Source organism: Mesorhizobium sp. M8A.F.Ca.ET.165.01.1.1 (assembly GCF_004792065.1).
Classification (GTDB): Bacteria; Pseudomonadota; Alphaproteobacteria; order Rhizobiales; family Rhizobiaceae; genus Mesorhizobium.
On record NZ_SRTH01000008.1, the window covers coordinates 50,827 to 71,910 of the forward strand.

The 21,084-nt window shown below is 65.1% G+C and carries 18 protein-coding genes; 6 read left to right on the top strand and 12 right to left on the bottom strand.

The window, feature by feature from the left end:
* Positions 1–18: 18 nt before the first annotated feature.
* The 7 genes from EN808_RS21235 to EN808_RS21265 all read right to left on the bottom strand — a co-directional run bounded on the left by EN808_RS21235 (position 19) and on the right by EN808_RS21265 (position 7,546).
* The gene (locus tag EN808_RS21235) at positions 19–618 is read right to left on the bottom strand and encodes a VOC family protein (RefSeq protein WP_135882921.1); all 600 of its coding nucleotides are present in this window, start codon (positions 616–618) and stop codon (positions 19–21) included.
* A gap of 77 nt (positions 619–695) precedes the next feature.
* Positions 696–1,526, bottom strand: a complete 831-nt coding sequence (locus EN808_RS21240) for an ATP-binding cassette domain-containing protein (protein ID WP_135882920.1) — start codon at positions 1,524–1,526, stop codon at positions 696–698.
* Positions 1,519–2,397, bottom strand: a complete 879-nt coding sequence (locus EN808_RS21245) for an ABC transporter ATP-binding protein (RefSeq protein ID WP_135882919.1) — start codon at positions 2,395–2,397, stop codon at positions 1,519–1,521. Before EN808_RS21245 ends, EN808_RS21240 begins: the two co-directional genes overlap by 8 nt.
* On the bottom strand, positions 2,394–3,242 hold the full coding sequence (locus tag EN808_RS21250) for an ABC transporter permease (RefSeq protein ID WP_135882918.1): 849 nt from the start codon (positions 3,240–3,242) through the stop codon (positions 2,394–2,396). The genes EN808_RS21245 and EN808_RS21250 overlap by 4 nt, the downstream gene beginning before the upstream one ends.
* Entirely contained in the window at positions 3,235–4,242 is a 1,008-nt protein-coding gene (locus EN808_RS21255) for an ABC transporter permease (protein WP_135882917.1), read from the bottom strand. The genes EN808_RS21250 and EN808_RS21255 overlap by 8 nt, the downstream gene beginning before the upstream one ends.
* Before the next feature lie 90 nt (positions 4,243–4,332).
* Positions 4,333–5,859: an ABC transporter substrate-binding protein gene (locus EN808_RS21260; protein ID WP_127275957.1), complete on the bottom strand. Its 1,527-nt coding sequence runs from the start codon at positions 5,857–5,859 to the stop codon at positions 4,333–4,335.
* A gap of 112 nt (positions 5,860–5,971) precedes the next feature.
* On the bottom strand, positions 5,972–7,546 hold the full coding sequence (locus EN808_RS21265; RefSeq protein ID WP_127870702.1) for an NAD(P)/FAD-dependent oxidoreductase: 1,575 nt from the start codon (positions 7,544–7,546) through the stop codon (positions 5,972–5,974).
* A gap of 118 nt (positions 7,547–7,664) precedes the next feature.
* On the opposite strand from EN808_RS21265, the gene EN808_RS21270 reads away from it, so the two are divergent.
* From EN808_RS21270 to EN808_RS21300, 6 genes are all read left to right on the top strand, one after another.
* Complete coding sequence (locus EN808_RS21270) at positions 7,665–8,456, top strand: cyclase family protein (RefSeq protein ID WP_135916834.1); 792 nt, start codon at positions 7,665–7,667, stop codon at positions 8,454–8,456.
* A 290-nt stretch (positions 8,457–8,746) separates the two neighbouring features.
* On the top strand, positions 8,747–10,318 hold the full coding sequence (locus tag EN808_RS21280; RefSeq protein ID WP_135916835.1) for an NAD(P)/FAD-dependent oxidoreductase: 1,572 nt from the start codon (positions 8,747–8,749) through the stop codon (positions 10,316–10,318).
* The gene (locus EN808_RS21285) at positions 10,318–10,800 is read left to right on the top strand and encodes a MarR family transcriptional regulator (RefSeq protein WP_135862152.1); all 483 of its coding nucleotides are present in this window, start codon (positions 10,318–10,320) and stop codon (positions 10,798–10,800) included. Before EN808_RS21280 ends, EN808_RS21285 begins: the two co-directional genes overlap by 1 nt.
* Positions 10,801–10,845: 45 nt before the next feature.
* Positions 10,846–12,999, top strand: coding sequence for an indolepyruvate ferredoxin oxidoreductase subunit alpha (locus EN808_RS21290; protein ID WP_127275952.1), 2,154 nt, complete (start codon positions 10,846–10,848; stop codon positions 12,997–12,999).
* Positions 12,992–14,572, top strand: coding sequence for an indolepyruvate oxidoreductase subunit beta family protein (locus tag EN808_RS21295; RefSeq protein WP_135862150.1), 1,581 nt, complete (start codon positions 12,992–12,994; stop codon positions 14,570–14,572). The genes EN808_RS21290 and EN808_RS21295 overlap by 8 nt, the downstream gene beginning before the upstream one ends.
* 386 nt (positions 14,573–14,958) lie before the next feature.
* Positions 14,959–18,369 (top strand): acyl-[ACP]--phospholipid O-acyltransferase, encoded by a 3,411-nt coding sequence (locus tag EN808_RS21300; RefSeq protein ID WP_127280444.1) that lies wholly within the window; start codon positions 14,959–14,961, stop codon positions 18,367–18,369.
* A 252-nt stretch (positions 18,370–18,621) separates the two neighbouring features.
* Here EN808_RS21300 and EN808_RS21305 read toward each other — a convergent pair whose 3' ends face one another.
* The 5 genes from EN808_RS21305 to EN808_RS21325 all read right to left on the bottom strand — a co-directional run bounded on the left by EN808_RS21305 (position 18,622) and on the right by EN808_RS21325 (position 21,065).
* The gene (locus EN808_RS21305) at positions 18,622–18,903 is read right to left on the bottom strand and encodes a hypothetical protein (RefSeq protein ID WP_127275152.1); all 282 of its coding nucleotides are present in this window, start codon (positions 18,901–18,903) and stop codon (positions 18,622–18,624) included.
* Positions 18,904–19,012: 109 nt separating this feature from the next.
* On the bottom strand, positions 19,013–19,468 hold the full coding sequence (locus EN808_RS21310) for a periplasmic heavy metal sensor (protein ID WP_127275153.1): 456 nt from the start codon (positions 19,466–19,468) through the stop codon (positions 19,013–19,015).
* The gene (locus EN808_RS21315) at positions 19,465–19,917 is read right to left on the bottom strand and encodes a hypothetical protein (RefSeq protein ID WP_127275154.1); all 453 of its coding nucleotides are present in this window, start codon (positions 19,915–19,917) and stop codon (positions 19,465–19,467) included. The genes EN808_RS21310 and EN808_RS21315 overlap by 4 nt, the downstream gene beginning before the upstream one ends.
* Positions 19,918–20,030: 113 nt before the next feature.
* A complete protein-coding gene (locus EN808_RS21320; RefSeq protein WP_127275155.1) occupies positions 20,031–20,567 on the bottom strand; it encodes an RNA polymerase sigma factor in 537 nt (178 codons plus the stop codon).
* Positions 20,568–20,612: 45 nt separating this feature from the next.
* Complete coding sequence (locus tag EN808_RS21325) at positions 20,613–21,065, bottom strand: acid-shock protein (protein WP_127275156.1); 453 nt, start codon at positions 21,063–21,065, stop codon at positions 20,613–20,615.
* Between the last annotated feature and the right edge of the window lie 19 nt (positions 21,066–21,084).

Below are 21,084 nucleotides of genomic sequence, written 5' to 3' on the forward strand. Positions count from 1 at the left end.
CAAGCGCGCCGCGGGAGATCATTTCTCAGGGTTCTTCGGGCTCCACAGCACGGTCTCGGCACCCTTCTCATAGGCCATGCCAGTGGGATAGCTGATCGCCTCCAGTTGCAAGCCCCATGGCGCCTGGAAATAGAGGATGGTCTGGCCGGCGGCGGGCCCTTCCTTCACCGGCAGCGGCCCCAATCTCGTCTTGACGCCCTTGCCGTCGAGATAGGCTTTGGCCGCGGCGACGTCGTCGACGTAAAGGGCGATATGGAAGCCGCCAATGTCGCTGTTCTTCGGTGTCAGGTCCTTCTGGTCGGGCGCGGTGTATTTGAACAGCTCGATGTTCGACCCATAGCCGCAGCGGACCATGGTGACCTGCTCGATGACAGCCTTCGGATCGACGCCGAGGAGGTCCTGCATGAAGGTGCCCTTGTCGTCGGCGAACGGTCCGAACGACATCGCCTTCTTGCAGCCCACGACTTCGGTGAAGAAGTCGACCGCCTGCTTCATGTCGGGAACCGTGATGCCGGTATGGTCGTGGCCGCGCATGCCAGGGATCGTATCCGCCGCCGCAGCTCCCATTGAGCCGAGCAGGATCGCGGCGAGCATCGTGCCGCGGGTTGCGTAGTTCATGTTACCCTCCGTTCGCGGGCTGATTTCGCCCCCATGCACGTCCGAGGCCCGCTCTTCGGCGTGCGGGATGAAAAGTCTTATGCCGGCGCCTTCGCGGGCGGCCGCAGCCAGTCCGCGTCGATCTCGGGAAGCGGAATGGCGGCAAGCAGGTCTCGCGTGTAAGTCTCCCTGGGATTGTCGAACAGCGCATCCGTGGCGCTCTGCTCGACGATGCTGCCCTCGCGCATGACGATCACCTGTTGGCAGAGCCGCCGGATGACCGACAGGTCGTGGCTGATGAAGGCGACCGTCAGGCCCATCTCCGCCGCGAGCTTCTCCAGCAAGGTGAGGATCTGCGCCTGTGTCGAGACGTCGAGCCCGGAGACGATCTCGTCGGCCAGCACGAATTTCGGCGACAGCGCCAGCGCGCGCGCAATGCCGACGCGCTGGCGCTGGCCGCCCGACAGCTGGTGCCGGTAGCGGCTGGCGAAGCTCTGCGGCAGGCCGACGCGTTGCAGTGCCTCGGCGACGCGGGATTTCAGATTGTCGCCAAGCCCGTTCTGCTTGAGCGGTGCGGCGATGATGCTGGCAATGGTGCGGCGCGGGTTGAGCGATGACATCGGATCCTGGAAGATCATCTGCAGGTCGCGGCGCAGCGGCCGCAGTGCCGCCTCCGGCAGTTGGGTGATGTCGCGGCCCTCGAAACGGATGCTGCCGGCACTCGGCTCCAGCAGCCGGACCAAAGCGCGACCAAGCGTCGACTTGCCGGATCCGGATTCACCGACGATGCCGGTGACAGAGCCCTTTGGCAGGTCGAAATCCAGGCCTTTCAGAATTTCGGCCAGCGGCGCGCGGCCGACAAGCGGCTTGCGCGTCATGTCGGGCAGCGCGACCTTCAGCCCGCGCACGGAAAACAGCGGCTCAGCCATGCGGGCGCCTCCATGCCTGGTCGGCTACCGCGATCTCGGCCGCAAGTCCGGCCAGCACCGTCTCGTCCACCGGCTTCAGCGAGGTGAAGGGGTCGGTGTAGCGTGGCGTCGCAGCCATCAGCGCCCGGGTGTACGGATGCCGGGGTGCTGCGAAGAGATCAGCGGTCTCGGCTTCTTCCACCACCTTGCCGGCATAGAGCACCGACACTTTCTGGCTGATCTTGGCGACGACGCCAAGATCATGGGTGACGAACAGGATCGCGGTGCCGTGCTCGCGCTGCAACGCGGCGATCAGCCGAAGGATCTGCTTCTGCACGGTGACATCGAGTGCCGTGGTCGGCTCGTCGGCGACGATCAGCCGTGGCTCGGCGGCAAAGGCGGCGGCAATCAGCACGCGTTGGCGCATGCCGCCGGACAGTTCGTGCGGATAGCTCTTCAGCACCCGGTCCGGGTCGCGGATCTGTACCTCGTCCAGCAATTGCCTGACACGCTTGTCCGCCTTGTCGCCGCTCCAACCCAGGATGCGCACCAGCCGGTCGGTCATCTGCGGACCGATGCGGCGCGAGGGGTTGAGCGCGGTCAGCGGGTCCTGCGGGATCAGCGCCGTGCGTGCGCCGATCAGCGTGCGCCGCGCCTTGGGCTGGAGTTTGCCGAGGTCTTCGCCCTCGAGCCTCATGTCGCCTTCGACGATGCGCACGCTCGACGGCAGGACGCCCAGCACCGCCTTGCCGATCATCGTCTTGCCGGCGCCGCTTTCGCCGACCAGCGCGCGCACCTCGCCGGGTTGCACGGTGAGCGAAACAGAGCGCAGCACGCGCTGGCCGTTGGCCAGCACCGCGCTCAGATTGGCGATATCGAGACAGGCACTCATCGCAGCACCGGATCGAAACGCGTCTTCAGTGCTTCGCCGAACTGGCTGAACGACAGCACAGTGAGGATCAGCGTGATCAGCGGAAACACCAGCACCCACCAGGCTTGATGGATCGACAGCCGGCCTTCGGCGATGATGCCGCCCCAGGTCGGGTCGTCGGTCGAGATCGACAGATTGACGAAGGACAGGATCGCCTCGACGATGACGGCGATGCCCATTTCCAGCGACAGCAACGCCACGATCGACGGCACCACGTTGGGCAGCACCTCGCGCAGCATGATGCCGATGCGGCCATAGCCGGCGATGCGGGCATTCTCGACATAGTCCATGCGCGACTGGCCCATGGCTTCGGCGCGGATGACCCGGCAGAAGCGCGTCCAGTCGATGATGGCGATGGCGAGAATGACGGAGTTCAAGCCGGTACCGAGCACGGCGACCAGCAGAATGGCGAAAAGCACCGGCGGGAACGCCATCCAGATGTCAACGATGCGCGAGATGATGCGATCCGCCCAGCCGCCGAAATAGCCCGCGATCAGTCCCAGCATCGAGCCAACGACGCAGGCGGCGATGGCCGCCGCGAAAGCAACGATGAAGGCGATGCGGCCACCAAAAATCAGGCGCGAGAGCAGGTCGCGGCCGAGGCTGTCGGTGCCAAGCCAATAGCCAGGCTCGGCGCCATCGAGCCAGAACGGCGGCAGACGCTCCAGCATCAAATCCTGCGCCAGCGGATCCTGCGGCGCCACCAGCGGCGCGAAAATCGCGGCCAGCAGTGCCAGCAGCAGCCAGCCGCCGGCAAGCCACAGCCTCGGGCTCAGTCCGCGTCGCGAGATGCGTGCCTCATCCATGGCGCAACCTCGGATTGAGCAGCGCATACATCATGTCGACGCCGAGGTTGATCAGCACGAACAGCAGCGCGAACACCAGCACGATGCCCTGGATCAGCGGCAGGTCGCGGTTGATGACGGCATCGATCGCCATGTTGCCGAGCCCCTCATAGGAGAACAGCCGCTCGACGATGACCGTGCCGCCGATGAGGAAGGTGAATTGCACGCCGATCAGGGTCAGCGTCGGCAGCGCGGCGTTCTTCAGCGCCTCGAGCAGGATGACCTGCGTTTCCGAAAAGCCCTTGACCCGTGCCAGCACGACATAGTCGAGGTCGAGCACTTCCTTCAGCGACTGTTTGAGAAGCTGCGAGATGATCGCCGCCAGCGGCAGCGCCAAAGCCACGGCCGGCATCAGCATGTGCTTCAAGAGATCCCAGGTCAGGTCGAAGCGCAGTCGCAGCAGGCTCTCGAAGAAATAGAACTGCGTCACGAAGGGCAGGTCGAGTTGCGGCGACACGCGGCCCGAAATGTCGAAGATCGGCACCAGCACGCCGAACAGCAGGATCAGCACCAGGCCCCAGAGGAAGTCGGGGATGGAAAGGGCGGCGCCGCTCGCAATATCGATGCCGGCCTCGACCGCCGTGCCGCGTTCGCGCGCGCCGAGTATCGCCGTCGTGCCGCCGATCGCCACCGCCATGACGAGAGCGACGATGGCAAGTTCCAGCGTGGCCGGCAGCCGGTTGAAGACGAGGCCGAGCACGTCTTGCCGCAGCGAGATCGAGGTTCCGAAATCGCCCCTGGCGACACCGGACAGCCAGATGAAGAACTGCTGTACGATCGTCTTGTCGAGCCCGTACAGCGCGCGCAGTCGGGCGATGTCGTCATTGGTGGCGCCGGGCGGCAGCATCATGGCGATCGGATCGCCGGGCGCGACGCGGATGACGACAAAGACGACGACGGCCACGCCGAACAGCGTGATCAACATCGTCAGCAGACGAATCAGGAATCGTTGCAGGAGCATGTAAATCTTTGCAGGAGCCCGTGGGCTCGTATGCCCGATGGAAAATGCGCGCCGTCATTGACGACGGCGCGCGGCAATTCCAGGCCGATATCAGGCCGGGGTCATCAAGGCCGGCAGCAGCGCGCCTGAGATGTGCTGGACGACTTTGACGCCCTTGGCATGCACGATCGGCTGCGCGTACTGCATCAGCGGCAGCACATAGGCCTGCTCGGCGATGTATTTGTCGACCGCCTTCCAGCCGGCGATGCGCTTGGCCTCGTCTTTTTCTCCCCACAGCGGGTTGATCATGTCGATCAGGTCCTGGCTGTCCCAGACCGAATGCGGGCTCGGCCCATACATGGCAAAGCCGGTCGAGGTGGTCGGATCGCCAATGGCGTTGCCCCAATTGTAGAAGGCCGCGGGCGCGAGCTTGTCGGCGGCGCGCAGCTCGTAGTGCTTGGCGATCTCATAGACCTCGATCGTCGCCTCGATGCCGACCTTGCGCCACATTCCGACGATCGCCTGGATCATCTCATAGTCCTTGGGCTTGAAGCCCTTGGTCGTCTGGATGGTGAACTTGACCGGCTTTTCCGGCGAATAGCCTGAGGCGGCCAGCAGTTCCTTGGCCTTCTCAGGATTGTGCTCCACCTTGATCGAGGCATCGAAGGCCGCGTATTCCGGCGTTTCGAGCGTGGCGATCGGCTGGCCATAGCCGCGCAGCAGCCGCTTGACCAGAAGCTCCTTGTCCACCGCCATGACGGCTGCCTGGCGCACGTTCTTGTCCAGCATCGCTTCGATGTCGTTGAAGAAGATCATGCCGATGTCGGAAACATTCTTGATCGAGCCGGCAAGCCCGTCCTTGGCGATCAGCCGGTCATACTCCTCATAAGGGATTTCGAGCGTCACCTGCGAGGAACCGGATTCGATCTCGGCCACCCGGCTTGCCGCATCGGTGACGAACTTGATCGTCACATTCTCGAAGGCCGGCTTGCCGCCCCAATAGTCGGGATTGGCCTTCAGCCGCAGGAAAGCGTTGCGCTCGAATTTTTCCACCATGTAGGGGCCGGTGCCGATCGGCGCCTTCTCGAAGCCTTCGGCGCCGACCTTCTCGTAATAGGCCTTGGGCATGATGTAGCCGGTCAGGAACGACATCCACTTGAAATAGACTGGATCGAACTGCACGACGTCGCCAGTGATCTTGTTGCCGTCGATCTTGAAATTGTTGACGTTCTTCCAGACGAACTGGATCGGGTTGCCGGTCTTTTCGTCGCCCGCACGCTGCAGCGACCAGACGACGTCTTCCGGTGTGAAGGGTGAGCCGTCATGCCATTTCACGCCTTCGCGCACCGTCATCATGATCTTGGTGCGGTCGTCGTTCCAGCCCCATTCGGTCAGCAGGCCAGGCGCGAAGGACAGGTCCGGCTTCTGCGGGATGAATTGGTCGAACACCGATTGGTAGAGGCCCTGGATGGTCGGGTTGACGGCCGACGGTCCGGTGGTCGGATCCCAGGACGGCAGGTTGACATTGTAGGCGATGGTCAGTTCGCCGGCGGCCTGGGCAATCTTTGGCAGGCCGACGGCGGCCACGCCAAGTGCCGCGGCACTGTATCCCAGTAATTCGCGTCTGTTGATTGTCATGGTCGTTCCCCTTGTTGGTTTATTTGTCTTCGCGCAGCGTCTTCAGTTCATTGGTTCGGGCTTCGTCGGCAGCAGCGCCTTGCCTCTCGTCGCCTCCATAAAATCGTCTGGCCTACCTCCCGCCAAGCTGTTGCGCGAGCATGAAGCCCGAGGCGGCACCGGTGCCGGCGCCCGGCCATGTCGCGGCGCCGGTGAGATGCAGGTTGGCGACCGGCGTGTTCCAGCCGGCATGGCCGCGCGCCGGGCGGAACAGGAAATTCTGCGCCAGATGGTGGCTGCCGCAGACCTGGTCACCGCCGACGAGGTTCGGGTTCTCACGCTCGAGATCGATCGGCGAGAACACCGCGCGGCCAAGGATCTTTGCGCGCAGGCCGGGCGCGTAGGTTTCGATAATGTCGAGCACGCGCTCGGCATAGGCTTCCTTGACCTGGTCCCAATGTGCTGGCGCGATCTTGGCCGCGGCGTCGCCCGCGATTTCGGCGGGCAGCATGCGCACCTGTATCCACAGAACATGCTTGCCCTGCGGCGCCCGCGATGGGTCGATGGCGGTCGGCTGGCCGACGACCAGCACCGGTTCGTCCGGCAGCATGCCTGCCATCGCCTGCTGATAGGTGCGCGACATCTGGTCGAGCGAGGGGGACAGATGCACATAGGCGAACTGGCGCAACTCTGCCCCGGCGCGCCAGTCCGGCAGATCGTCCAGCGCCAGGTGGATCATCATCGTGCCCGGCGCGTGCCGGAATTTCTGCATCGCCGTGTCGAAGCCGGCGTTGCCGGAACCGCCAGGCAGCAGCTTGCCGGTCAGCGCCTTGGGCGCGACGCCTGCAATGACCGCCTTGGTCGCCGTATGCGTTTCGCCGGAAGAGAGCCGCACGCCCGTCGCCTTGCCGCCGGAGACAGTGATCTCGGCAACGTCGGCGCTGGTAATGATCCTGCCGCCGGCGGATGTGACCATGCCGGCCAAGGCCCGGATGATCGTATCGGCTCCGCCCTTGCCCAGCACCATGCCGAAGCTCTGGTTGGCCATCGATTCCAGATAGGGAAACACGGCGCCGCCGGCGATGTCGGGCGCGAAGTCGAGATGCATGCCCCAGGTGGCGAGCGTCGCCCTGATATGAGGAGACTCGAAAGTCTCCTCCAGCCAGGCGCGCGGCGAGGACAACAGCAGCCGGCCGGTATCGAGCGCGCCGGAAACACCTTTCTTGCGCCACAGGTTCCATGCGGTGCCCGCAAGCGCACGGGCGCTCATCGGCGAGCCCAGCAGCTTGAACAAATGCCCGGCTTCGGCCGGGAAGGCGGCAACCAGCCTGCGCCATGTCGCGGCATCGGCGGCTGAAAAGGCGGCAACGCGGCTGGCGGTCTTTTCCAGATCGTTGCTGACCCCGAACCAGCGCCCATCCGGAAAGGCGCTGGCGAAACAATCGGCGGCCGGCGCGAATTCCAGCCCCTGCGCTTTCAATTCATTTGCATATTTCCGGTGGAAGGCGGAGCCGGCGAACAGGCTCAGATTCATCGCGCCGAAATCATGACGGAAGCCCGGAAGCGTGAATTCGCGGGTTTGCACCGCGCCGCCGATCGTTGCGCTGCGCTCGAAAACCCCGGTTTTCCAGCCCTTGAGCGCCAGATGCGCGGCGCATGCCAGACTGTTGTGGCCCGCCCCGACAAAGATGGCGTCGAACTCGCTCACGCCCCGTTCCCATTTCCTTTATGCTTAAAGATAATTGCAGATGCATATGTTTTCGTCTAGTAGGATATTAAGGGCCGAGACGAGCCTTGATCATGTCAGACAAGAGGGAACAGAGACCATGGACACCCAAAAACTTCTCGGCGAAGTCGCCGGCCAACTCCTTTCCGGCGCCATCAAGGTGGTCGACCTGACGGCGCCGCTCGGGCCGGATACACCACTGATCAAGCTGCCGCCGGAACTTGCCGTCGATACGCCGAAGGTCGAGATCCATTCGATCTCCCGCTACGACAAGAACGGCCCATGGTGGGCGTGGAACTGGCTGAAGCTCGGTGAGCATTCCGGCACCCATTTCGACGCCCCGCAGCATTGGATCAGCGGCAAGGATTATCCGGACGGCGCCACCGACACCATTCTGGCGCAGAACTTCATCGGCCCGGTCAATGTCATCGACTGTTCGAAGGAGGCCGCCGCCGACCATGATTTCCTGCTCACCGTCGACCACATCAAGGCATGGGAAGCCAAGCATGGCGCGATCAACGCCGGCGAGTGGGTGGTGATGCGCACCGACTGGTACAAGCGCAACGGCTCGGAAGCCGAGTTCCTTAACGCCAACGAGACCGGCCCGCACACGCCCGGCCCGACGGCCGAAGCCATCCAGTTCCTGATCAGCAAGGACATCAAGGGCTGGGGCTCGGAGACGATAGGCACCGATGCCGGCAAGGCGGGCGGCATGGAGCCGCCATTCCCGGCGCACACGCTGATGCACAAGGCCAACCGCTACGGCCTGGCCAGCCTCTGCAACCTCGACCAGTTGCCGCCGAAAGGCGCGATCCTGATCGCGGCACCGCTCAAGATCGAGCACGGCACCGGCAGTCCGATCCGCGCCCTGGCGCTGGTGGTTGGAAAATAGAGCGAGGTGGGTCTTCGGGAGAAGATCATGCAGCTTGGTGAGGCGATAGGGAGGCAGGATGGCGGCGTTAGCGCTCTACGGCGCCCCCCTCTGCCCTGCCGGGCATCTCCCCCACTTGGGGGGAGATCGGCAGCTTCCGCGACGGCTCCCTTCTTGCGACGTAGAAAATTGACGAAAGCCGAGATGGCAGTCGATCTCCCCCCTCGTGGGGGAGATGTCCGGCAGGACAGAGGGGGGCGCCGTAGAGCGCTGACCTCGCAAGCCTGCCCACTGCCTGCAGGAACTTCCCAATGAAAGCGCCCGACCACATCATTGTCGGCAGCGGCATCAACGCGCTGGTTTGCGCGGCGATGCTTGGCGGCAAGGGCGCCAAGGTGCTCGTGCTGGAGCGCAACGACCGCATTGGCGGCTGCATGCGCACCGAGGAAATCACCGCGCCTGGCTTCATCCATGATGTGATGGCAACGACCTTCGTGCTGTTCATCACCTCGCCGGCCTTCGCCGCACTTGGCGCCGACCTCGCCCGGCACGGGCTGGAATTCTGCCATACCGGCACGCCGACCGGCGTGCTTCGCCCGGACGGCAGCCATGCGGTGCTCAGCACCGACCGCGCCGCCAACATCGCCGCGCTCAACGCGATCGCGGCCGGCGACGGTGACCGCCACGCGGAAGATGTCGGCGGCATCGAAGGCAATGCCGGCCTGCTGTTCGGCCTGCTCGGCGGCAGTCTGTGGTCTTATCCGACCGCGAAGCTGCTGGCGGGCGACGCCTGGCGGCGGAGCCCGCGTGGTCTTGCCGCCTTCCTTGGCGATGCGCTGGTGCCGGCGCGCGGCTGGCTGGAAAGCGGCTACCAGTCCGAGACCGTCCGCGCGCTCTGGGCGCCGTGGGTGCTGCATGCCGGGCTTGGCCCGGAAGACGCCTTTTCCGGCCAGATCGCCAAGGTGATCGCCTTCGCGCTGGAGGCGGCCGGCGCGCCGATCGTCAAGGGCGGGGCGCAGAACCTGCTGTCTGCTTTCGAGGCGCTCATCAAGGAGCGCGGCGGCGTCATCTCCACCGAAGCGGACGTTGCCTCCATCCTCCTGGCCGGCGGCCGCGCCACCGGCGTGCGCCTGGCTTCGGGCGAGACCGTCCACGCGAAGAAGAGCGTTATCTGCTCGGTTACGCCGACACAGCTCTATGGCCGCCTGCTCGGCACGGATGCTCCCAAAGCCGATGCCGAGGCGATGAAGAAATACCGCTACGGCAAAGGCAATTTCCAGATCCACTACGCCCTCGACAAGCCGCCGTCCTGGCGCGGCGAAGGCCTGGACAAGGTGGCGCTGCTGCATCTGACGCCCGGACTGGATGGTGTCTCGAAAGCCTGCAACGAGGCGGCGCGCGGCATGCTCCCCGAGGTGCCGACCATCTGTGTCGGCCAGCCGCATGCGCTCGACCCGTCACGCTGCCCGGAAGGCAAGGCGATCCTGTGGCTGCAACTGCCCGAGGCGCCCCGCCACATCAAGGGCGACGCCGCCGGCAAGCTGCAGGCGCCCGCTGACGGGCAATGGACCGATGCCCTGCGCGAGGCCTATGCCGATCGCGCCGACGCGGTCCTCGCCAGCCATATCGACGGCTTCAAGGACAGCGTGATCGCGCGCCGCGCCTATTCGCCGGCCGATCTCGAAGCGATGAACATCAACCTGGTCGGCGGCGACCCTTATGGCGGTTCCTCGACCATAGACCAAGCCTTCCTGTGGCGGCCGTTCAAGACCAGCCGCAACCACCAGACCGGCATCAAGGGCCTCTATCATATCGGCGCTTCGACCCATCCCGGTGCTGGCCTCGGCGGCGGCTCCGGTTTCCTGCTGGCGGGGAAGCTGTGATGGAACAGAAAGTCGCCGAAAAACGCCAGCGCATTTCGACCCTCGGCCAGATCGGCCTGCAGCAATTCGCGCCCTATCTGATGAACCGCATCATGGGCCGCTACAACGCCACCTTGCGTGACGATTTTCGCAAGCAGGGCTTGACCATTTCGCAGGTGCGCACGTTGGCCGTGCTGTCGGTCACCGACGGCGTCACTGTCAACGACCTCTCGGTCTATACCGTCATCGAACAGTCGACCTTGAGCCGCACGCTGGACACGCTGGAGGGGCAAGGGTTCGTGCGGCGTGAGCAGGGCGTGAGCGACAGCCGGATCCGCCACGTGTTCCTGACAAACGAAGGCCGCGCCGAGTTCACCCGCGCCTGGCCGGCCATGCATGACGCCTTCGAGGCGATGTTCGACGATGTCGACGATGCCGAATATGCCGCCCTCATCGCGACGCTGCAGAAGATGCTGAAGAACATTCGCAAGCACGACATCTAGATGTACGCGCCGCCGATGCCGGGCGGCAATGGAAGGAGGCCAAAGATGGCCGAAAGGTCTTTTGCCAAGGAAGTCGAGAAACTCAGGCTCGGTGCCGGCGAGGAATTCGCAGGAGAGGGCATCCTCGCCATCACCAAGGCACTGCTGCAATGCGGTGTCGGCTATGTCGGCGGCTACCAGGGCGCGCCGATCAGCCACCTGATGGATGTGCTGGCCGACGCGCAGGACATTCTGGGCGAACTCGGCGTGCATTTCGAGGCCAGCGCCTCGGAAGCCACCGCCACCGCCATGCTCGCCGCTTCGGTGCATTATCCGATCCGCGGCGCGGCGACCTTCAAGTCGACCGTCGGCACCAACGTCGCTTCAGATGCGTTGGCCAATCTCGCGTCCGGCGGCGTCACCGGCGGCGCGTTGATCATCGTCGGCGAGGATTATGGCGAGGGCTCCTCGATCATGCAGGAGCGCAGCCATGCCTTCGCCATGAAGAGCCAGGTCTGGCTGCTCGACCCGCGTCCGAACCTGCCGTCGATCGTCAAGGCGGTGGAGGATGGTTTCGAGCTGTCGGAAGTCTCCAACACGCCGGTCATGCTGCAGGTGCGCATCCGCTGCTGCCACGTGCATGGCCATTTCATCGCCAAGGACAACAAGCGCCCGCCGATGACTGTCGCCGATGCGCTGGACGCACCGCGCCGCGACACCGGCCGCATCGTGCTGCCGCCCGCCTCCTTTCTGCACGAGAAGGAGAAGGTGGCAAAGCGCTGGCCGGCGGCCGTCGACTTCATCACCAAGAACAGGATCAACGAGTTCTTCGGCTCGGACCACGGCTCGGTCGGCATCGTCATGCAGGGCGGCATGTACAATTCGGTCATCCGTGCGCTGCAGCGGCTTGGCCTTGCCGACACCTATGGCGACACGGATGTCCCGCTCTACGTGCTCAACGCCGTCTATCCGCTGATCGACGACGAGTTCCTCGCCTTCTGCGAGGGCAAGCAGGCGGTGCTGATGGTCGAGGAAGGCCAGCCCAACTATATCGAACAGGCCTTTGCCGCCATGCTGCACAAGGCCGGGCGCGGCACGCGCCTGGTCGGCAAGGAACATCTGCCGATGGCCGGCGAATATACCGGCCAGGTCATGCTTGATGGTATCGGCGCCTTCCTGCGCGCCGAGGCGCCGCATCTTTTGCCGGGCGAGGTGCGCGCGCCCAACAAGGTCGGCGACGGCGTCGACACGGCTGACCTGATCAACGTCGTGCCGGGCCGCCCGCCCGGCTTCTGCATCGGCTGCCCGGAACGGCCGATCTTTGCCGCGACCAAGCTGGTCGAACAGGAACTCGGCAAGCACCACATCGCCTCCGACATCGGCTGCCATCTGTTTTCGATCATGCCGCCTTTCGAGCTCGGCGCCACCACGATGGGCTATGGGCTGGGGCCAGCCTCGGCCTCGGCGTTCAATTCGCCCGACGCCAAGCGCCGCTCGATCTCCTTCGTCGGCGACGGCGGCTTCTGGCACAACGGCCTGACCTCCTCGATCGGCAACGCGGTGTTCAACAAGAATGACGGCGTCATCGTCATCGTCGATAATTTCTACTCGGCCGCGACTGGCGGGCAGGACATCCTGTCGTCGCGTGCGGGCAACAAGACCAAGTCGACCAAGCATCCGATCACCGAGGCGGTGAAAGGCATGGGCGTGAAATGGCTGCGCCATGTCGACCGCACCTACGATGTCGGCAAGATGCAGAACACGTTGCGCGAGGCGCTGACGACGGACGAGAAGGGCCCGAAAGTCATCGTCGCTTCGTCGGAGTGCATGCTCAATCGCCAGCGCCGCGAAAAGCCGCTGGTCGACAAGGCCATCAAGGGCGGCGAGCGTGTCGTCAAACCGAAGTTCGGCGTCGACGAGGACATCTGCACCGGGGACCATGCCTGCATGCGGCTTTCCGGCTGTCCGTCGCTGTCGGTGAAATCGCTTGACGACCCGCTGCGCGACGATCCGGTCGCGTCGATCGACCAGAACTGCGTCGGCTGCGGCAATTGCGGCGAGGTGGCGGACGCCGCGGTGCTGTGCCCTTCCTTCTATCGCGCCGATGTCGTGCACAACCCGAGCCGCTGGGACCGGTTCCTGGAAGCGGCGCGCCGCACGACGATCGGCTTCCTGCAGAGGCATCGCGAAAACCGGCGCCTGATATTCGCCGATGCTTGAGCCCGTCCCCTCCTTGCACCCCAGATCCGGTGCCGCCGATGAGCCGGTGATCAAGCTCGCCGTGCTGGCCGTCGGCGGCCAGGGCGGCGGCGTGTTGGCCGACTGGATCACCGATGTCGCCGAACGCAATGGTTACGTTGCACAGTCGACTTCGGTCGCCGGCGTCGCCCAGCGCACCGGCGCGACCATCTATTATATCGAGATGGCCCGCGACACCGGCCGCCTGCCGGTCTTCGCCCTGTCACCCTCGCAGGGCGATGTCGACATCCTGATCGCCGCCGAATTGATGGAGGCCGGCCGCGCCATCATCAGGGGCTTCGTCACCCCCAACCGCACGACGCTGATCGCCTCCTCGCATCGCATCGCCGCCGTCTCGGAAAAGATCGAACCGGGCGACGGCCGCGCCTCGTCGTCCAAGGTCCACGCGACGGCTGAGGCCGCGTCGAAGCGCTTCATCGCTTTCGACATGGAAAAGATCGCCGCCGACAACGGCTCGATGATCTCGGCCAGCCTGCTTGGCGCGCTGGCCGGCTCCGACGCACTGCCGTTCACGCGCGAGAGCTACGAACAGGCGATTGGTGCCGGCGGGCGGGGCGTGAAGGCCAGCCTTGCCGCCTTCGGCGCGGCCTTCGACCGCGCACGCGGCACGGCGGCAGCACCTTCGTCAAAACCGGCGGAGCCAGCCATTGTCGAATCCGCTTTGGGTGCCGGGCGTGTGAGCGGCCCGCAAAATCTGCTGCGGGGATGGCATGCCCAGGCCGCCCGCATCGACCTGATGCCCGTAGCCGTGCGCGACATGGCGCTTCGCGGCCTGAGAAAGGTCGTCGACTATCAGGACATCGCCTATGGGCGCGACTATCTCGACCGGCTGGACAACGCCGTTGCGCTGGACAGCGCCGGCCACGCTTATGCGCTGTCCATCGCCGCCGCCAAGCATCTGGCCAATGCCATGTGCTACGACGACATGATCCGCGTCGCCGATCTGAAAACGCGCTCGACCCGCGACAGGCGGGTGCGCAAGGAGGTTGGCGTCAAGGACGGTTCGGTCCTGCAGGTGACCGAATATTTCCACCCGCGCATCGAGGAGTTCTGCGGCACGCTGCCGGCGGGGCTGGGCAGCTACATCGAAAGCCGGCCGAAACTGGCCGCCTTTCTCGATCGCCGCATCAACCATGGCCGCCGCATCCGCACCGACAGCTTCGCCGGCTTCGCCGCTCTGTGGTTCATCGGCGGCCTGCGCCGCTGGCGCCGCAGCCTGCTGCGCCACAAGGTCGAGGCCGCGCATCTCGAACGCTGGTACGCTCTGGCGCTTGGCTACGTGCCGGCAGATTACGCGCTTGCGGTCGAAATCCTCAACTGTCGCCGGCTGATCAAGGGCTACAGCGACACGCATGTGCGCGCCCAGTCGAAATTCGACCGCGTGCTGTCGGCGCTCGATCTGCTCAAGGGGAGGGACGACGCCGCCGACTGGATCCGCCGCCTGCGCGAGGCGGCGCTCAAGGACGAGAAGGGCGACATGCTGGACGGCGCGCTGAAGACCGTGGCGACACTGAACGAAGGCGCTCCTCGCTAGCCGGGGATCAAGCGCGTCGGTGCAGCTTGTAGATTCCCATTGGACAGGGGCTGGCCGCGAACGATAGCCAGGCCCTGGCGATTGACTCGTTAACCTCTCCTCACTTTTGTGAACATCGTTCATTTTTGCCCTTGAACATCGTTCAAGTTATGCTACATTGGCGCCATGAACATTGTTCATAAGGAGGCGTAGATGTCGGAACCGCTTGACACGGGCGCGCACAGGCCAGCTTCACCAGCGCCGGAACGAACCAGCGACCACCGGCGATTTCCGACCCAGTAAAGAACCTTAACCAGCTCACGGCTATCACAACGATCGGAACAGCGCATGAACCCGCGGGGATCACCGGAGCATCGCCGCGTGGTTCCGCCAAATGGGACAACGCCATGAACACGCATCTCATGCTTTCGCGGCGCTTCGCGCCGCTCTTCTGGACGCAGTTCCTGTCCGCTTTCAACGACAATTTCCTCAAGAACACGCTGGTGTTCCTGATCCTCTTCACACTGGCTGCCGATCAGGCCGCCTCGCTGGTCACGCTGGCCGGCGCCGTGTTCATGGCGCCGTTCCTGTTCCTGTCGGCGCTGGGCGGCGAGATCGCCGACCGCTTCGACAAGGCGCTCATTGCCCGCCGGCTGAAATTCGCCGAGATCGGCGCCGCTGCCGTCGCGGTCGTCGGCATCGCGCTGTCCTCCATTCCTGTGCTGATGACCGCGCTGTTGATATTCGGCGTCATCTCGGCACTGTTTGGGCCGATCAAATACGGCATCCTGCCCGATCATCTCGAGCGCAAGGAATTGCCCCGCGCCAACGCCTGGATCGAGTCGGCGACCTTCGCCGCCATCCTTGGCGGCACGATCGTGGGCGGTGTCGTCTCCGCTGACGGCATCGGTGTCGCCGTTTTCGGCCCGATGATGATGATCCTTGCGGTCGGCTGCTGGTTCGTCAGCCGCTCCATCCCCTCGACCGGCTCAGCCGCGCCGAACCTTGTCATCGACTGGAACATCTTCCACTCGACATGGCGCCAGGTCAGCGAATTGCGCACCGACACGCGCATCTGGCGCGCCGGATTGATGACCTCGTGGTTCTGGCTGATCGGCGCCATCGTGCTTTCGATCCTGCCCACGCTGATCAAGGACCAGCTCGGCGGCAACGAGATCGCGGTCACCGCCTATCTCGCGGTGTTCGCCGTCTCCATTGCCATCGGCTCGGCGATCGCCGCCTGGATGTCGCAGGGCCGCATGGTGCTGCTTCCCGCGCCGGTCGGCACCGCGCTTCTGGCGCTGTTCGGCTTGCACCTTGCCTGGACGATCTGGAGCATGCAGCCTTCGCCCAAGGCTGAAACCCTTGGCCTCTTCTTCGCCGGGCCGAACACCATCCGCGTTGCCATCGACCTTGCCGGCATGGCCATTTCCAGTGCCTTCCTGGTCGTGCCGACCTTCGCTGCCGTGCAGGCCTGGTCGCCCGAGGCGCGCCGCGCCCGCGTCGTCGCCGCTGTCAGCATCGTCAACGCCGGCTTCATGACGCTGGGCGGCATCCTCGTCGCCGCCGTCCAGGCCGCTGGCGTCTCTATTGCCAGCTTGTTGTTCGGGCTTGCCGCCTTCAATGCGGTGGCCGCCTGGCTGATGCTGAAATATCTGCCGACCAACGCCTTCCGCGACTTCGTCTCCATCCTCTTTCGCGCCTTCCATCGGCTGGAAGTGGAGGGTCTGGAAAACCTCAAGGCCGCAGGCCCGGCGCCGATTCTGGCGCTCAACCATGTCAGCTTTCTCGACGGTCCGTTGGCGCTGACGCTGACCGATGAAGAGCCGGTCTTCGCCATCGACTACACCATCGCGCAGGCCTGGTGGATGAAGCCGTTCCTCAAACTGACCCGCGCCTTGCCGCTCAATCCGGCCAAGCCGATGTCGACGCGCACGCTGATCAAGATCGTGCAGAATGGCGATCCGCTGGTCATCTTTCCCGAGGGCCGCATCACCGTCACCGGCGGGCTGATGAAGGTCTATGACGGCGCCGCCATGGTGGCCGACAAGACCGGCTCGATGGTCGTGCCGATCCGTATCGAGGGGCTGGAGAAAAGCCCCTTCTCGCGGCTGACGGCGCAGCACGTGCGCCGTCGCCTGTTCCCGAAGGTCAAGGTGACCATACTGCCGCCGGTCAGGCTCAAGGTCGCCGACGAACTGAAGGGCCGCAAGCGCAGAGCCGCCGCCGGTGCCGCACTCTACCAGGTGATGTCCGACCTCGTCTTCCGCACCCAGCATATCGACAAGACCGTGCTCGAAAGGGTCATCGAAACGGCGACCGAGCGCGGCATGAAGCAACTCGCCGTGCAGGATCCGGTCGCCGGTTCGCTGGGCTATGGCAAGCTGCTCACGGGTGTCGCCGTGCTCGGCGAGAAGTTCGAAGCGCTCTATGCCGGACAGGACACGCTCGGCATCATGCTGCCCAATGCCAATGGCGCTTGTGCCGCGCTGCTTGGCGTCATGTCCGCCGGCAAGGTCCCGGCGATGATCAACTTCACCGCCGGTGCCGCCAACATCCTGTCCGCCTGCAAGGCGGCGCGGGTCACCACAATTTTGACCTCTCGGGCCTTTGTCGAGCAGGCCAAGCTCGGCGCGACGGTCGAGGAAGTCGGCCGGTCGGTGAACATCGTCTGGCTCGACGATCTGCGCGCAACCATCAGCCTCAAGGACAAGCTGCTTGGCATGCTGCGCAAGGCCACGCCACGGGTTGCCCGCAATGCCACCGATCCGGCCGTGATCCTGTTCACCTCTGGCTCCGAAGGCACGCCCAAGGGCGTGGTGCTTACCCATCGCAACATCCTGGCCAATGCCGCGCAGGCCGCCTCGCGCATCGATTTCCACTCGGGCGACAAGGTGTTCAACGTGCTGCCGATCTTCCATTCCTTCGGGTTGACGGCGGGCACGGTGCTGCCGCTGGTGTCGGGCGTTCCGGTCTATTTCTACCCTTCGCCGCTGCACTACCGCATCGTTCCCGAACTGGTCTATGCCTCGAACGCGACGATCATCTTCGGCACCGACACCTTCCTCAGCGGCTATGCGCGCACCGCACACCCCTATGATTTCCGCTCGGTGCGCTACTGCTTTTCCGGCGCCGAGCCGGTCAAGGCCTCGACCCGCGAAACCTATATGGAGAAGTTCGGCCTGCGCATTCTCGAAGGCTACGGCGTCACCGAGACGGCGCCGGTGATTTCCATCAACACGCCGATGTACAACAGATCGGGCACGGTGGGAAAAATCATGCCCGGCATGGAATACCGCCTGGATCCGGTGATCGGCGTCCAGGGCGGCGGGCGGCTGTTCGTGCGCGGCCCCAACGTCATGGCGGGCTATCTCAGGGCGGAAAAGCCTGGTGTGCTCGAACCGCTGCAGGACGGTTGGCATGACACCGGCGATATCGTCAGCATCGACGATGCCGGCTTCGTCAGCATTCGCGGCCGCGCCAAGCGCTTCGCCAAGATTGGCGGCGAGATGATTTCGCTGGCTGCCGTGGAAGCGTTGGCGGGCGAGCTGTGGAAAGGTTCGCTCTCGGCGGTCGCGACGGTGCCTGATCCGCGCAAGGGCGAAAAGCTGGTGCTCATCACCGAAGCCGAAAACGCGACGCGCGCCGAATTTCTGGCCTTCGCCAAGGCGAACGGCGCCATGGACCTGATGGTGCCGGCCGAAGTGCGCGTCGTGGCGCACGTGCCGGTGCTTGGCTCGGGCAAGATCGACTTCGTCGGCGTGACCAGGCTGGTGCGCGGCGAGGCCTCTGAGGCCGCCAAGGTCGAGGCCGCCTGATAGCTGCGTGGGTCGTTCGCCAGCCTGTCGCGGTCATCGGGCCGGGCCCCGAGCCCGAAGCGGTTGAAGGCGATCAGGGCGGGATTCGGCAGGGCGGGACCTGGCGCCATGGGCCTTTTGGTCGCGACGGCCATGTCAGCGCTCCATGATTGGATCTCACGCGAGGCGCGCGACGCCCGATTGGGCTGTTCCCCGGCTCAAACCGGGGACAGGCGACCGGGCGGGCGGGTGCCGCCCGGCCCTCCCGCACGCTTACCAGCGATGCCAGCGGTGCCAGTGGCGGTGCGGATGCCAGCCGTAATAGGCCGGGCCGTGCCAATAGCGGTAGCGCGGATACACCACGACACGGTTGGGAACGCAGCGCCCCCAGGGATTGGGATGCCAGCCGGGTCCGCAACCCCAGGCCACATGCTCGATCAGCGCCGGCGCGGCCGGTTGCGCCACCATCGGCATGGCGGCGGAGGTCGCGACGGTTGCCGCGGTTCCGGTCAAGGCGAGGACGGCTGCTGCCGCATACTGTGTCAGACGGTTCATGACGTTACTCCGAATGTTGTCCGAGAATGAAAACCTGTTCGTACCGATGGGGCCGGCAGGTCTGCCCTTCTCCCGGTTAAACGGCCCTGCGGGCGCTTTCCGTCGGCCGTCACGGTGATTTTTTTGGCTCCGCCTTCGGCTGCGGCCCGGCGCGCCTGGCCAGCCCGTCCGCCAGCACGGCGCGCGCCTCGGCGGAGCCTGCAGCCGCGAACTCGGTGATGCGCTGCTCCAGCCGCGTGCGCAGGGTGATGTCGGCATTGCGGGCCCGTTCAAGGGCCGCCGACAGCGCCGCCGTGTCGAGGACGGGCTGCCGCAACAGATCCGCCGCCTCGCGCCTGGCCTGCTGGCCGTCGAGGATGATGTCGCGCGACTCGCGGCGAACCTCGCGCAATGCCTTGCGGAACAGCATGCGCTGCTGGTCGGGAAGACGGCCGCCGGCCGCCTCCAGCGAATAGCCCTGGCCCTGCTTGCCGCTTCTTACCCAGACGGCCCCGCCGGCAAGCGCCCCGGCCAGGAAGACATTCAGCGCCACCGACGCGATGATGAGCTTACGGCCCGTGCTCATAGGTCCTCCCCGACTGTTTCGCCGTCGGGCCCGGCATCGCCGAACGCCGTCGCATTGGCATCGAGCACATAATGGTCGGACGGAACCTCTGGAGTAACGATGGTCACCAGGGCCAACCCGGCCACCGCGCCCGCCAGGCCAATGCCGGCAAGGCCCAAACCCAGCCACCAGACCAGTTGGCGCCGGCGCTTGACAAGGTGCCGCTCGGCGGTGCGCAGGATGCTGCCGTGCAGCGCCGCGCCGGGCGCCTTGACGGCATAGCTGTCGAGCAAGGCGTCGAGTTTCCCGGCGTGGCCCAATATGACCGCGCCCATCTCGCTCGCGGCGAACATCGCTCCGGCCCTGCGATCGGCCTGCGGCCACCGCCGCAGATCGCCGCCATAGGCCGCCGCCAGAGCCGCAAAGCGCTCGGCATCCATTGCGGGTTCGTTCCTCGACCCATCAGACATCAGTCCATCCTTTGCCGATTGGCGCCGCGTGTCCGGGCGGTTGGATTCCCGGGACCTGGCCACCGGACGCTCGCGAGGTACGGTGAATTCTTCGCATCATGATCGCGCCTTTCTCAGTCATGGGCACCATCCCTGGCCAGGATCGTATGCAGCGCCCGCCGGCCGCGCGACAGCAGGCTCTCCAAGGCATCGACACTGATCTCCAGGGTCGCGGCCGCCTCTATGTTGGACATCTCCTGATAGTAGACCAGGATGATCGCCTCGCGCTGGCGTGGTGCGATTGCCTGCAAGGCCTGCTCGACCCGATGCGGCTCTTCGCGGGCATCGGGAAGCGGGGCGGGATCGACAATGTCCGGCACCGCGTCGGTCACCCATTCGCGGCGCCGGCGCAGCCGGTCGTAGCAGAGGTTGAGCGTGACGCGGTGGATCCAGCTGTCGAAGCGTGCATTGCCGCGCCGCCAGCCCGATGCATGACGCCAGATGCGCATGAAGGTTTCCTGCGCGACATCCTCGGCCTCCGCCGCGTCGCCCAGCATGCGCACGGCCAGCGAAAGGATGCGCGGCAGCTTGCGCGCGACCAGCAACCGCACCGCCTCCGGCTCGCCGGTACCGACGCGGCGAACCAACTCCTCGTCCGGGTCGGCGCTCATCGGCTGGCGCACTCCCGATGTCCATCACGCGTCATAGCCTCTTGGTCATTGCTCCGGCTTGGGAGCGGATTTGTGGCCCGGCCTCTCGTCGGCCGTTAGAATGCCGTCGCCATTCTTGTCCAGCCTGGCGAAGCGCTTGGCGAACAACGCATCGAGCTCGGCCCGGTCGATGAAGCCGTCATGATTGGAATCGATGCGCGCGAAGGATTTGGCGGGATCGCCCTTGACGTTGCGTTTGGCCCGGAAGGCCTCCCACTCCAAGAGGCTGATCTTGCCGTCGCCGTCCGTGTCGGCGGCCATGATCGCCTTCTCCCGCCGCTTCTGGAACTTGGCCAGCGTGATGTCGGACTTGGCGGTGCGGGATGGGGCAGTAGGGGATGTGGCCGCGGGGGATGTGGCCGCGGGTGGCGTGGCGGCCGGTGGTTCTGTCGCTGTCTGGGCCAGAGCCGCGGTGGTCAGCAGGCTCAAGGCAGCGGCAAGGATCGAACGGCGTATCATGCTTCACGTCTCCGGTTGG